Source organism: Roseibium sp. RP-7 (assembly GCF_053005225.1).
Genome location: NZ_JBRKQA010000001.1, coordinates 729,214 through 742,556, shown reverse-complemented (window position 1 = coordinate 742,556; position 13,343 = coordinate 729,214). Strand labels below are relative to the sequence as shown.

Here is a 13,343-nt window from a genome sequence, read left to right as displayed (position 1 = left end):
ATGCGTTACTCTGGGCAACAATCTGATTTTATAAGATTTTTAAAAAATTAATTTAGGTGAACACTTAGGAACTTTTCACGAGTATGTATTTAGACAAAAACTACTTTTATCTTCAACAAAAACGAAAAGAGGACGATTTCTCGTCCTCCTTTAAATCTTACTTAAAGGCAGTTGTTGCCGATTACTTCATCGCCTGCATCACGGACACGAAGTTGGCCACCGCGGCACCACCCATGTTGAAGATGCCGCCGATCTCAGCGTTCTTCACCTGGATTTCACCGGCGGTGCCGGTTAGCTGCATGGCAGTGAGCACGTGCATGGAAACACCGGTGGCGCCAATCGGATGGCCTTTGGCCTTCAGGCCGCCAGACGGGTTGACCGGAAGTTTGCCGCCCATTTCCGTCCAGCCTTCCAGCACGGCGCGGGCACCTTCGCCTTCCTTGGTAAGGCCCATGGCTTCATATTCGATCAGCTCGGCAATGGTGAAACAGTCGTGGGTCTCGACGAAAGACAGGTCATCCAGCGCCAGATTGGCATCGCCGAGTGCCTGACCCCAGGCCTTGGAACAGCCTTCAAACTTCAGGATGTCGCGCTTCGACATCGGCAGGAAATCCTGCACATGGGCAAGCGCGCGGAAGGCAACCGCCTTCTTCATGCCGAGCGCCGTTGCAGGATCGGTCAGGACGAGTGCAGCGGCACCGTCGGACACCAGCGAACAGTCGGTGCGCTTCAGCGGACCGGCGACAAACGGGTTCTTTTCGGATTCCGCGCGGCAGAAGTCAAAACCGAGGTCCTTGCGCATCTGGGCGTAGGGGTTGCCGACACCATTTTTGTGGTTCTTCGACGCAATCTTGGCCAGGGCATCGGACTGGTCGCCGTATTTCTGGAAGTAGGCGTCGGCGATCTTGCCGAAGACACCGGCAAAGCCTGCCGGGATATCGCCTTCTTCCTTCAGGTAGGAGGCCTTGAGCAGGTTCTTGCCGATTTCCGGACCGGGCGTCGTGGTCATCTGCTCGACACCGACGACCAGCACGAAGCGGGCGTCGCCCGAAGCAATGGCGCGCACACCCTGATGCACGGCGGCAGAGCCGGTGGCGCAGGCGTTTTCGACACGGGTTGCCGGTTTGAAACGCAGCGCCGGATCGGCCTGCAGCACCAGCGAAGCGGTGAAATCCTGTGCCGAGAAACCGGCATTGAAATGACCGAGCAGGATCTCGTCGACATCTCCCGGCTCGATACCCGCGTCCTTGATGGCATCGACCGCCACCTTGACGATCATGCTTTCAACCGTCTCTTCCGAATGCTTGCCGAAGGGCATGTGTGCCCAACCCACCATGGCTGCCGTCATGACACTTCCTCCAGTTTTTTTGCCCGCAAGATGAAACCCGATTTCCGCCGGATCTCTTGTCCGTGCGGGGGGCTCCATCTTACGTAAGTTCTGTGTGCGGGGACAGTTCCAGCTTCCATGTTGCTTTGCAAGAAGAAACTGACCTAAACGTCATAACAATATTTTTCCATGTTTTATTTCAGTTACTTAATTGCATTAGTCCAAAGAGATAAAGCGGTTACCAGCGGCGCTGCCGGCATGGCGTTTCCTTACTGCGTTTTGCCAAGAAGGCGAGGCAGACGGTCATATGCCTGTCACTTAAGCGGTATAGGAAGAACGCGTTCCGGACAAAATCGTGTTTCGTTCCTTTTCAGTCGCTCAACCGGTCCTGCCTCGCAGGGCCGGTTTTTGCATGTGCTCATCATCCCCGTTCCACATGTGCGACGCAATTCACACATCGCTTACCGAAAGCAATTGCCGAACGACTTTTTCAACACTGTTCACTTGACCTGAGAAGGCGCTGGATATAGCCATTCAAAGCGCTTTGAAACCCATTAAGACCGCCTCAGAAGCGGAACGGAGACAACCGGCAATGTTCGAAGAAGCCGAAACGGGCCTGGAGGCTGATGTGCCGTCAGACATGAAGAATGACCCGGATTGGTGGCGTGGGGCGGTGATCTACCAGATCTATCCGCGCTCCTTCAACGACACCAATGGTGATGGCATAGGCGACCTCAACGGCGTCAGCGAACGCATGGACTACATTGCCTCGCTGGGCGTCGATGCCATCTGGCTGTCGCCCTTCTTCACCTCGCCGATGGATGATTTCGGTTACGATGTCTCCGACTATGAAGATGTCGACCCGATGTTCGGCACGCTTGCCGATTTCGACCGCATGCTGGCTGCCGCTCATGCGCGCGGCCTGAAGGTGATCATCGACCTGGTTATTTCGCACACCTCCGACCAACATCCATGGTTTGTCGAAAGCCGTTCGTCACGCGACAATGCCAAGGCCGACTGGTTCGTTTGGGCCGACGCCAAGCCGGACGGCACGGTGCCGACCAACTGGCTTTCGATCTTCGGCGGCCCGGCCTGGGAATGGGATAGCCGCCGGCGCCAGTATTACATGCACAATTTCCTGACCAGCCAGCCGGATCTGAACTTCCATAACCCCGAGGTTCAGGACGCGGTTCTGGGTGCCGCCAGGTTCTGGCTCGACCGCGGTGTCGACGGGTTCCGTCTCGACACGGTGAATTTCTATTTCCACGACAAGCAGCTCCGGGACAACCCACCCCTGAGCGCGACTGAAATGCCGTCCACCGTCGATCCGACCAACCCCTACGGCTATCAGGATCACCTTTACGACAAGACCCAACCGGAAAACCTGTTGTTTCTTGAGAAGCTGCGCGCGCTCCTGGACAAATATCCGGGCACGACGTCCGTCGGTGAAATCGGCGCGGACGGACAGGCCGTGGAACTGACGGCCTCCTATACGGAAGCCGGCAAGCGCATTCACATGGCCTACAGCTTCGACCTGCTGACACCCCAGCATTCGGCGCCCTACATCCGAAAGATCGTGGAAGAGATGAACGCCGGCATCGGCTCCGGCTGGGCTTCCTGGGCGCTGTCGAACCACGACGTGAAGCGGGTCGCCAGCCGCTGGGGCGAGGATCTGGACATTGCCCGGTTCGCACCGCTTGAAACCGCCCTCTGCGCCTCGCTTCGCGGCACCCCCTGCCTTTACCAGGGCGAAGAACTCGGCCTGCCGCAGGCTGAAGTTCCTTTTGAAAAGCTGCAGGATCCCTACGGCATTCGCTTCTGGCCGGAATACAAGGGCCGCGACGGCTGCCGAACACCAATGCCCTGGGTGAAAGACAACAGCAACGCCGGTTTCTCCGAAGCCGAGCCCTGGCTTCCGGTCGCGCAGGATCATCTGGCGCTTGCCGCCTTCGAACAGGACAAGGACGAAAGCTCCATCCTGAACCGGAACCGGGCCTTCTATGCCTGGCGGCAGGCTCAGGAGCCCCTGAAGAAGGGCGACATGGTGTTTCTGGACAGCCAGGACAACACGCTGGTCTTCACCCGCAGCCATCAGGGTGAGACCGTGCTGTGTGCCTTCAACCTCGGCACCGAGCCGGCCACCGTCACCTTGAACGGACTTGAGCTGGAAAACCTCAATGCGCCCGGCTTCAACGGCACGCTGGAGGGCGCCACGATTGTCCTCCAGGGTCTCGACGCGCTGTTTGCTCGCGTGAAATCCTGATTTCGCGCCTTCAATTCGGGCTCCGGCACGGCTAAATAGTCGCGCCGGAGCATTTCCGGCCGAGCAAACCAACGCCGGACCTTTCATGACCGACCGCCTGCCTCTTTCCGTTTTCATCATCGCCCGTGACGAGGCCGACCGGATCGCCCGACCGATCGAAAGTGTCATCGGCTGGGTGGACGAGGTCATCGTCATCGACAGCGGATCAACGGACGAAACTGTCGCCGTGGCCGAACAACTTGGCGCGCGGGTCATCCGCAACGACTGGCCTGGCTACGGTCCGCAAAAGCGTTTCGGCGAAGACCAGTGCCGCAATGACTGGCTGCTCAATCTGGATGCCGACGAAGAGGTGACGCCGGGCCTCGCCGCGGAAATCAAAGCCAAATTCGCAGACGGCAGTTACGCGGACGCCGATGGCTGGCGCATCATGATCCGCGATCTTTATGCCCATGAAACCGCCCCTGCCCCCTGGGCCTACGGATATCACCAGATCCGCCTCTATGACCGGCGCAAGGGCCGGTTCTCTGCCTCGACAGTTCATGACACGGTCCGGCCCGAGGAAGGTGCGCGCATCTCGAACCTCTCCGGCATCATGGCGCACCGGTCCATCCGGTCACTGGATTTTCAGGTCGGCAAATACAATCGCTACTCGGGCATGCAGGTGGACGACATGCGCGCCCGCGGCCGCAAGCTGCCGAAAAGCCGCCTCCTGACCGAATTCCCGGTGAGCTTCTTCAAGGCCTATTTCGTGCGCAAGTACCGCAAATACGGCTGGTGGGGCTTTATCCTGGCCATGAACTACGCCCACGCCCGCTTCCTGCGCGTCGCCAAGGCCTATGAGGCCGAGTTGCTGGACAGGACCAAAACGGACTGAGGCAAGAGCTGCGCATTACCGTTGTCGCAGCCCCCTCACCGGACCTGTATCGGTTTTCAAAGTCGTTCCATACTAGGCCGCAAAAATGGCAACCGGTTTGCCGACGCCGCGCAGGGCATGTTCGCCCATGGCATTTAGGCCGGTCTGGAGGTCTCCGGAAAGAGCAGCGCGTACCGGCTCTGTCAGGAGCAAGGCGCGGCCGAGGGGTTTGCACAGGGATTCCACCCGGCTGGTCTCGTTGACGGCGCGGCCGATCACCGTGAAGTCGAGCCGTTCCTCACCACCGACATTTCCGAAGAAGACTTCACCCCGGTGAAGGCCGATACCGATCTTCAAGGGGTGCCAGTGGATCGGGTCGGGAAGATCCTCGGGCGGATTGCGGTTGAGCTCGTCAATGGCCTCCAGTGCAGCCTTGGCGGCCTTCACGGCGGCGTTCGCCGCCGCTGTTTCACCAAATGTCTTCTGATCGAACACGGCCAGAATGCCGTCGCCCATGAACTTCAGGATATCGCCGCCGTGGTTGAGCACGGCGTCCGAGATCCTGTCGAAATAGGCGTTGAGGATAGCCGTCACTTCCGGTCCGCTCAGCCGGTCGGCGAGTTGAGTGAAGCCGCGCATGTCGGCCATGAAGACCACTGCCTTGATAGCCTCGCCATCACCGCGCTTGATCTCGCCGTCCAGCACGCGCTGTCCGGCGATCGGCCCGAGATAGGTGTCGGCAACGTTGCGGGCAATCCGCTGAACGATGTGGCGCTCGATGTGCAGCGCCAAAAGGTCGATCAGATTGCGGATCAAGTCTTTTTCCGCCGGAGGGAACCCACCGGGTTTGCGGGTTGCCAAGGTCATGGCATTCCGCTTTTCGTGCGAGGAACTGAGCGGCAGGGCGACATAGGTCGTGTATCCCTGATCGGCAAGTTCGCGCATCAGCGGAGCGGAATTGGCACCTTCCTCGCTTTCCAGATCGACCTTGATGGTCTGGCCTTCGTTGATGACGTGGAAAAGCGGATTGCGGGTAAAGGCTTCCGATTTGGTCGCGTTGGCATCTGCGGCAACCTCGTCGCAGAAATAGTCCTGACTGTTCCAGACCCAGGAAAAACCGATGACGCGCGGATGCAGGGTACCGATATGCAGCGTTGCCCGGTCGATGGCGAGGCCGGCAGCCTTGCAGCGCCACATGAACTCCTCGAACATCAGCATGACATCATCGATCCGCGTCGCTTCATGCAAGAGCCACGAATTCAGCTGATCGATGCTGAGTGTCTCCGGCGCACAGGAAGGGCCTCTGCTGGAGCGGGCAAGCAGATAGACATGGGGCGCGTATGTGCGCGGGGCTGGGTCAAGAAAGGCTTTGTTCATCGGGGCTCCGTGAAACGCTCTGGCTAATATCTCGGGCGCCGGAGATCAAACTTCAATCGGCAAAAAACCGAATGGTAGGAAATGCCCTCAATTGGCCCAAGGGAAACATCGACCCAAGGGCAACTGGGCATCGAGGACAACCGGCCCAACCCTCGAGACGCCGCTTGCGCGGCTTCTCAGGATAAAGACGCATGGAGTGACAGGCAGCTTGCACGCACCACACACGCCAACCCTGTCCTGAAGAAGCAGGAAACGCCGTCTCGAAGGTTGGTCAACCTGTTCTAGGTGGAACGAGAAGCAGCGCCTTAAAACGCCGCCTCTACACCGCCCATTTCCACATAAACGCTTTTGGTCTGGCTATAATACTCGATCGCAGCATGGCCGTTCTCGCGGCCGATGCCCGACTTCTTGTAGCCGCCAAAAGGCATTTCGATCGGGGTCAGATTGTAGGTGTTGATCCAGCAGGTGCCGGCCTGCAACTGGTCGATCACCCGGTGCGCCCGCTGAATGTCCCTTGTGAAAACGCCCGCGGCAAGGCCGAAGTCGGTGTCGTTGGCTCGGGCGATGACGTCGTCCTCATCGGTGAAGTCGAGCACGCTCAGCACCGGGCCGAAGATTTCCTCGCGGGCAACGCGCATGTCGTCCTTCACGTCGGCAAAGACGGTCGGCTGCACGAAATAGCCGTCCGGGAAGCTGGCGACAGAGGCTGAACCACCGCCGCACACCAGCCGGGCGCCCTCCTCCTGACCGATCTGCATGTAGTGGAGCACCTTGTCGAGCTGCTGTTTGGACACAAGCGGACCAATATTGGTTGCCTCGTCCAGCGGATCGCCCAGAACCGCCTTGGCGGTGCGTTCAGCCAGCCGTGCCACAAAGGCTTCCTTGATCGCTTCATGAACGAACACACGCGTCCCGTTGGAGCAGATCTGCCCGGTGGAATAGAAGTTGGCGTTGATCGCGGCGGACACCGCGTTTTCAATGTCAGCGTCCTCGAACACGATCAGCGGGGATTTGCCGCCGAGTTCCAGCGTTGTCTTCTTCAGATGCTCACCCGCAAGGGCTGCCACTTTGGCGCCGGTCGGGACAGAGCCGGTTAGCGAAACCTTGGCAATGGCCGGATGAGCGACCAGCTTTGCACCGACATCACCAAAGCCCTGAAGCACGTTGAAGACACCAGCGGGCAGACCGGCCTCGGTAAAGGCCTCCGCCAGTTTCAAGGCGCTCAGCGGGGTGACTTCCGAGGGTTTGAAGATCATGGCATTGCCGCAAACGAGTGCGGGAGCAGACTTCCAGCAGGCGATCTGGATCGGATAGTTCCAGGCGCCGATGCCGAAACAGATGCCGAGCGGTTCGCGCTTGGTGTAGGCGAAGGAGCCGCCCAGATCGATATGTTCGCCGGTAAGCGTTGCGGCCAGACCACCGAAGTATTCCAGGCAGTCGGCGCCGGACGCAGCATCGGCAATCAGGGTTTCCTGCAAGGGCTTGCCGGTGTCGAGCGTTTCCAGAATGGAGAGTTCCCGGTTCTTTTCACGCAGGATCTCGGCCGCCCGGCGCAGCACCCGGCCGCGTTCGACTGCTGGTGTTGCCGCCCAGACCTTCTGGCCTTCCTGGGCAGAGCGGATTGCCGCCTCGATCACGGCATCGTCGGCCGCGCGGATCTGCGCGATGACTTCACCGGTTGCGGGATACAGCGAGTCAAAGGGAGTGCCGCTCTGGCTCTCGACATATGAGCCGCCGACATAGTGGGACGCTTGCGGTTGGGCGCGCATGGGTTGGCTCCTTGATCTGTGTGTCTGCCGTTGGACTGCCGGGGATCATCGCTGGCTGGATTGCCAGTCCGGGTGGATCCACGGTTCCTGGTTGGCCGCGGGCAGCGGGGTCTTGCCGAGAATATGGTCCGATGCCTTCTCCCCGACCATAATCGAGGGGGCATTCAGATTGCCATTGGTGATTTGCGGAAAGATGGAACTGTCGGCAACACGAAGCCCGTCAACGCCGATCACCCGGCATTCAGGGTCGACCACGGCCATGGCATCATCCTTCGCCCCCATCCGGCAAGTGCCGCATGGGTGATAGGCGCTTTCCACGTGTTCGCGGATGAAGCCGTTCAGGTCCTCGTCGCTCTGTACACTGTCTCCCGGTTGGATCTCCTTGCCACGATAGGGGGCAAACGCCTCCTGGCCGAAGATCTCGCGGGTCAGGCGGATACAGGTGCGGAAGTCTTCCCAGTCGTCTTCGTGGGACATGTAGTTGAACAGGATCGACGGCTTGGCCTTCGGATCGCTGGAGGTCAGCTTGATACGGCCGCGCGATTTGGAGCGCATTGGTCCGACATGGGCCTGGAAACCATGGCCTTCGGCAGCTGCCTGTCCGTCATAACGCACGGCGAAGGGCAGGAAGTGATACTGGATATCAGGATATTTCACGCCCGCCCTGGAGCGAATGAAAGCGCAGCTTTCGAACTGGTTCGATGCACCGAGACCCTGCTTCAGGAACAGCCACTGGGCCCCGATCACCGCCTTGGAGAACAGGTTCCAGTGCTTGTAGAGCGTGATGGGCTGGGTGCAGGCCTGCTGAAGATATAGCTCCAGATGATCCTGCAGGTTGGCACCCACGCCCGGCCGGTCGGCCACGACGTCGATCCCCATTTCGGCAAGATGCGCCGCCGGGCCGATGCCGGACTGCATCAGGATCTTCGGCGAATTGATGGAAGACGCCGACAGGATCACTTCGCGGGCAGCTTTTGCCTCGCGGACCTCGCCGCCGGTTTCGAATTCCACACCGACCGCGCGCTTGTCCTCGATCAGGATCCGGCGCACGAGAGCTCCCTTGATCAGGGTCAGGTTACCGCGCTTCAGTGCCGGCTTCAGATAGGCGTTTGCGGCAGACCAGCGACGGCCCCGATGGACCGTCATTTCCATGTCGCCGAAGCCTTCCTGACGCTCGCCATTGTAGTCGGCGGTCACGCCATAGCCCGCCTGCTCGCCGGCTGTCTTGAAGGCGTCGAACAGCGGGTTCCACTTGGTGCCGCGCTGGACATGCAGCGGACCGTTGGTGCCGCGCCAGCCGTCCTGACCGCCATGGCTGTGCTCCTGGCGCTTGTAGTACGGCAGCACATGGCGATACCCCCAGCCGCTCGCACCCATCTCTTCCCAGGTGTCGAAATCACAGGCATGGCCACGCACATAAACCATGCCGTTGATGGAAGACGATCCACCGATCACCTTGCCACGCGGTGTGGCCAGGCGCCGGCCCTCCAGATGCGGTTCCGGTTCGCTGGTGTACCCCCAGTCATACAGCGGCATGTTCATCGGGTAGGACAGGGCAGCCGGCATCTGGATCAGCGGACCGACATCGGTGCCGCCGAATTCCAGCACAAGCACCCTGTTGCTCGGGTCTTCCGACAGGCGGTAGGCCATCGCACAGCCGGCGGATCCGGCTCCGACGATGATGAAGTCGAACTGGTCGCTCATGTTGATCCTAGCTGCTCAATTCTTGGTGTTGCGCGCCAGGTGGACGGCAATCTGGGTTTCCACATAGTCCTCGACCAGCTCGATCGCGGCCGGCCGGTCGGTCTTGCCGTCGCGCAGGGCTTGCCGGATCCAGACGCCGTCAATCATCGACGCCGTGCCTTCGGCAATCCGGCGTGCTTCGTCCTGAGGCATGAAGGCCCTCAGGTTGTGGGTCAGGTTCGAGGCAAGCCTTGCCGAATAGATATTCAGAAGACGATTGTTGCTGTCGGTGGTACGCGACTGAACGTAGAAGGCGAGCCAGGCCGCGATCACGGCGGGCTGAAACTGGTCGACCGCAAAGTTGCCGGCAATGATTGCCGAAATACGCTCGCGCGGGGTCTCCGCCTTTTCCAGGCTCTCGCGGATCGCCCGGCCGAGTTCGGTCAGGAGATGGCGCATGGTGGCGGCAAGCAACTGGTCCTTGGAGCCGAAATAGTGATGCACAAGACCGCCGGAAACGCCTGCGCGCTTTGCGATCTGCGCCATGGTCACGTCGCTGTAGCCGCGTTCGTGTATGGCATCGACCGTCGCGTCAATCAGACTGCGCCGCCGTTCCGCTTCCATTCCGACCTTGGGCATTTCAACCTCCGACACAGGGCGAGAGAAGAATTCGGCTCAGCGTTTCTGGCGATGATCAGACGGCGGCACATCCGGACAAGAACAAGTCCGGTTACCGATCGTCACGATCATGGTGCAGCAGCGTCAAGGAGAAGGAAAAGCCTTCCCAAGAGCCTCTGAATGCGCCTTGCCGCGTTCGTCTCACATCCAAGTTTTATTTTTAATTGATCAGTCAATCAATGAAAACTTGCAATTTTTTCCCGTGGATGTTTGGATCTAGGTTAGGCAGGCTGTGGGCAGAGGAAACTGAGGGCGTTAGAACCACACTGACACCCCATGCCCTGCAGAAAAACAAGAAAACAGACTTTCCATAGGAGGTATACATATGAAAGTAGCAGCGAAACTCGCTGGAGGCCTGGCGCTCGGGCTGATGCTCACGGGAACCGCCCTGGCAAACGATCCGGAAAGCTGCCAGACGGTTCGCTTCTCCGACGTCGGCTGGACTGACATCACGGCAACCACCGCCGCAACCTCGGTCGTCCTGGAAGCGCTCGGCTACAAGCCGGAAGTTAAAATCCTGTCCGTTCCGGTGACCTATGCGTCGCTCAAGAACAAGGACATCGACATCTTCCTCGGCAACTGGATGCCGACCATGGAAGGTGACATCAAGGCCTATCGCGAAGACGGCTCCGTGGAAACGGTCCGGGCCAATCTGGAAGGCGCGAAGTACACGCTTGCCGTTCCGGAATACACCTACGAAAAAGGCCTGAAGAGCTTCCAGGACATCGCCAAGTTCAAGGACGATCTCGACGGCAAGATCTACGGCATCGAGCCGGGCAACGATGGCAACCGCCTGATCATCGGCATGATCGATGAAAACCTCTTCGAACTGGAAGGCTTCGAAGTGGTGGAATCCTCCGAGCAGGGCATGCTTGCGCAGGTCGCCCGTGCAAACCGCCGCGAGGCGGACATCGTCTTCCTCGGCTGGGAACCGCACCCGATGAACGCCAATTTCAAGATGAAGTATCTTGAAGGCGGCGACGACATTTTCGGCCCGAACTATGGCGGAGCCACCGTCTACACCAACGTGCGTGCCGGCTATGTCAAGGAATGCCCGAACGTCGGCAAGCTGCTTGAAAACCTGGAATTCTCGCTGCCCATGGAAAACGAGATCATGGGTGCCATCCTGATCGAGGGTGAGGATCCCAACAAGGCGGCAGCCGCCTGGTTGAAGGAGCATCCGGCAACCTTCGAAAACTGGCTCGTCGGCGTGAAGACTTTTGATGGCGGCGACAGTTTCGCAGCCGTCAAAGGGGCTCTCGGTCTCTGATCGCTGACCAAAATCTGGCGCCGGTGCGGGTCTCCTGCCCGGCGCCACTGGTTTTCCAAGAACAATAATACCGGAGCAGTGGCGTGGACTGGCTCACAGAACACAAGCTGCCGATCGGGCCGTGGGCGCGCACCTTGGTCGATTGGCTCACCGACAACGCCTATTGGGTGTTTGACGGAATCTCGGCAATTCTCGAAACGCTGATAGACGGAATCCTCTGGTTGCTGCAGACGCCGCATCCATTGGTCATCGTTGTTGTCGCCGTCGCCATCGGCTACCTGGTCCACAGGACCATATCCTTTGCGGCTTTCGTGGCAATTTCCCTGCTGCTGATTATCAACCAGGGCTACTGGGAAGAAACGACCGAAACCCTGGCGCTGGTGGTTGCCGCGTCCGTGGTCTGTATGGTGGTCGGCGTGCCTGTCGGCGTGCTGGCCGCGCATCGCCCCCGCTTTTACGCCGCACTTCGTCCCGTGCTGGACCTGATGCAAACCATCCCGACCTTCGTTTACCTGATCCCGGCACTGATCCTATTCGGTCTCGGCATGGTGCCCGGTCTCATCGCGACCGTCATCTTTGCCATTCCCGCACCGATCCGCCTGACGCAGCTTGGCGTTTCCTCGACGCCGACCGCGCTGATCGAAGCCGGAAAGGCCTTTGGAGCCACCAAATCGCAGCTGCTCTGGAAAATCGAGCTGCCCTACGCCCTGCCACAGATCATGGCTGGCCTGACGCAGACGATCATGCTGTCGCTGTCGATGGTCGTGATTGCCGCCCTTGTCGGTGCGGACGGCCTCGGCGTGCCGACGTTGCGCGCCCTGAACACGGTGAATATCGCCCAAGGTTTCGAAGTTGGTGTCTGTATCGTCCTGATCGCCATCGTGCTTGACCGCTTCTTCCGCGCCGAAGAGGGAGGCAAACGATGAGCGAGACCAACAAATCGGCCGTCGTTTCCTTCAAGGACGTCGACATCGTTTTCGGCGAAAAGCCTCACACGGCTCTGCCCATGATCGATGCCGGCAAGACCCGGCAGGAAATCCAGGCAGAAACCGGCCAGATCCTCGGCGTTGCCGGTGCGACCTTCGACATCTACGAAGGCGAGGTCATCGTGCTGATGGGGCTGTCCGGCTCCGGCAAGTCGACGCTGCTCCGGGCCGTCAACGGTCTTAACCCGGTCATCCGGGGTGAAGTGCAGGTTCATGACGGCAAGCGTTACGTCAATCCGGAAACCTGCTCTGAGAACGATCTGAGGGAATTGCGCCGGCACCGGATCGGCATGGTGTTCCAGCAGTTCGGTCTTCTGCCCTGGCGCACGGTGGCGGAAAACGTCGGCTTTGGCCTGGAGCTTGCCGGCATGCCCGCAAAGGAACGAGCCGCAAAGGTAGAGGCGCAGCTCAAGCTGGTTGGCCTGAACGGCTGGGGCGAAAAGCACGTACACGAGCTATCGGGCGGCATGCAGCAGCGTGTTGGCCTCGCTCGCGCCTTTGCGACCGACGCGCCGCTTCTGCTGATGGACGAACCGTTCTCGGCTCTCGACCCGCTCATCCGCGACAAGCTGCAGGACGAGTTGCTCGACCTGCAGAAGGAACTCAACCGGACCATCATCTTCGTCAGCCACGATCTCGATGAAGCCGCCAAGATCGGCTCGCGCATCGCAATCATGGAAGGTGGACGGGTGATCCAGCTGGGCACGTCGCAGGAAATCGTCAAGTCGCCGGCAACCGACTATGTGGCTGAATTCGTCAGCCACATGAACCCGCTGAACGTGCTGCGCGCGCGCGACATCATGGTGCCTCCGGGCAGCTTGCCGGGCTCGCTCGCCAGCGCCCTGACCTGCGATGCCGACGCTTCGGTGCGTGAAGTCGCACAGCTGAAAAAGTCCAGCAAGGATCCGGTCGTCGTGAAAGCAAGCGGCTCCATCGTCGGTGTCATTGGCGAGAAGGAGCTGCTGGACTGCATGGCGTAAGGCGTGTGGCGACCTGGAGTTTTTCCGCACATTGAGCCTCATCCTGAGGAGAATGAACAAATCGGCCGCGCTGAGTGGGTGAAGATACGAGGCTTGGTTTCATCCTCAAAAACAAACAAAAAACGGGACCTTTCGGTCCCGTTTTTCGTTGTTCAAT

General features: G+C 59.6%; 10 protein-coding genes. 5 read left to right on the top strand and 5 right to left on the bottom strand.

The features are described from left to right. Positions 1–181 precede the first annotated feature (181 nt). A complete protein-coding gene (locus tag ACVDG9_RS03380; RefSeq protein ID WP_023002209.1) occupies positions 182–1,348 on the bottom strand; it encodes an acetyl-CoA acetyltransferase in 1,167 nt (388 codons plus the stop codon). Positions 1,349–1,919: 571 nt separating this feature from the next. Here ACVDG9_RS03380 and ACVDG9_RS03375 point away from each other — a divergent pair. Together ACVDG9_RS03375 and ACVDG9_RS03370 are read left to right on the top strand one after the other, a co-directional pair. Further along, on the top strand, positions 1,920–3,590 hold the full coding sequence (locus ACVDG9_RS03375; RefSeq protein ID WP_447237295.1) for an alpha-glucosidase family protein: 1,671 nt from the start codon (positions 1,920–1,922) through the stop codon (positions 3,588–3,590). Positions 3,591–3,675: 85 nt separating this feature from the next. Continuing rightward, a complete protein-coding gene (locus ACVDG9_RS03370) occupies positions 3,676–4,464 on the top strand; it encodes a glycosyltransferase family 2 protein (protein ID WP_077290820.1) in 789 nt (262 codons plus the stop codon). A 72-nt stretch (positions 4,465–4,536) separates the two neighbouring features. On the opposite strand, the gene ACVDG9_RS03365 is transcribed toward ACVDG9_RS03370, so the two are convergent. The 4 genes from ACVDG9_RS03365 to betI form a co-directional block, all read right to left on the bottom strand. Further along, positions 4,537–5,820 carry an adenylate/guanylate cyclase domain-containing protein gene (locus ACVDG9_RS03365; RefSeq protein ID WP_023002212.1) on the bottom strand — a complete coding sequence of 428 codons (1,284 nt, stop codon included), beginning with the start codon at positions 5,818–5,820 and terminating at the stop codon, positions 4,537–4,539. Between the two features lie 305 nt (positions 5,821–6,125). Continuing rightward, positions 6,126–7,589, bottom strand: coding sequence for a betaine-aldehyde dehydrogenase (gene betB / locus ACVDG9_RS03360; RefSeq protein WP_447237294.1), 1,464 nt, complete (start codon positions 7,587–7,589; stop codon positions 6,126–6,128). A gap of 45 nt (positions 7,590–7,634) precedes the next feature. Then, entirely contained in the window at positions 7,635–9,293 is a 1,659-nt protein-coding gene (gene betA, locus ACVDG9_RS03355; RefSeq protein ID WP_152504677.1) for a choline dehydrogenase, read from the bottom strand. A gap of 15 nt (positions 9,294–9,308) precedes the next feature. Beyond that, positions 9,309–9,911 (bottom strand): transcriptional regulator BetI, encoded by a 603-nt coding sequence (gene betI, locus ACVDG9_RS03350; protein WP_023002215.1) that lies wholly within the window; start codon positions 9,909–9,911, stop codon positions 9,309–9,311. A gap of 364 nt (positions 9,912–10,275) precedes the next feature. Between betI and ACVDG9_RS03345 the strand changes: the two genes are divergently transcribed. The 3 genes from ACVDG9_RS03345 to choV all read left to right on the top strand — a co-directional run bounded on the left by ACVDG9_RS03345 (position 10,276) and on the right by choV (position 13,186). Continuing rightward, complete coding sequence (locus tag ACVDG9_RS03345) at positions 10,276–11,220, top strand: choline ABC transporter substrate-binding protein (RefSeq protein WP_023002216.1); 945 nt, start codon at positions 10,276–10,278, stop codon at positions 11,218–11,220. Positions 11,221–11,303: 83 nt separating this feature from the next. Next, positions 11,304–12,146: a choline ABC transporter permease subunit gene (gene choW, locus ACVDG9_RS03340; RefSeq protein WP_055657561.1), complete on the top strand. Its 843-nt coding sequence runs from the start codon at positions 11,304–11,306 to the stop codon at positions 12,144–12,146. Next, the gene (gene choV / locus ACVDG9_RS03335; protein WP_023002218.1) at positions 12,143–13,186 is read left to right on the top strand and encodes a choline ABC transporter ATP-binding protein; all 1,044 of its coding nucleotides are present in this window, start codon (positions 12,143–12,145) and stop codon (positions 13,184–13,186) included. The genes choW and choV overlap by 4 nt, the downstream gene beginning before the upstream one ends. Positions 13,187–13,343 lie beyond the last annotated feature (157 nt).

Coding starts and splice junctions, on each gene's coding strand:
- ACVDG9_RS03380 (WP_023002209.1), bottom strand. CDS start 1,348: ATGACGGCAGCCATGGTGGGTTGGGCACACATGCCCTTCGGCAAGCAT.
- ACVDG9_RS03375 (WP_447237295.1), top strand. CDS start 1,920: ATGTTCGAAGAAGCCGAAACGGGCCTGGAGGCTGATGTGCCGTCAGAC.
- ACVDG9_RS03370 (WP_077290820.1), top strand. CDS start 3,676: ATGACCGACCGCCTGCCTCTTTCCGTTTTCATCATCGCCCGTGACGAG.
- ACVDG9_RS03365 (WP_023002212.1), bottom strand. CDS start 5,820: ATGAACAAAGCCTTTCTTGACCCAGCCCCGCGCACATACGCGCCCCAT.
- betB (WP_447237294.1), bottom strand. CDS start 7,589: ATGCGCGCCCAACCGCAAGCGTCCCACTATGTCGGCGGCTCATATGTC.
- betA (WP_152504677.1), bottom strand. CDS start 9,293: ATGAGCGACCAGTTCGACTTCATCATCGTCGGAGCCGGATCCGCCGGC.
- betI (WP_023002215.1), bottom strand. CDS start 9,911: ATGCCCAAGGTCGGAATGGAAGCGGAACGGCGGCGCAGTCTGATTGAC.
- ACVDG9_RS03345 (WP_023002216.1), top strand. CDS start 10,276: ATGAAAGTAGCAGCGAAACTCGCTGGAGGCCTGGCGCTCGGGCTGATG.
- choV (WP_023002218.1), top strand. CDS start 12,143: ATGAGCGAGACCAACAAATCGGCCGTCGTTTCCTTCAAGGACGTCGAC.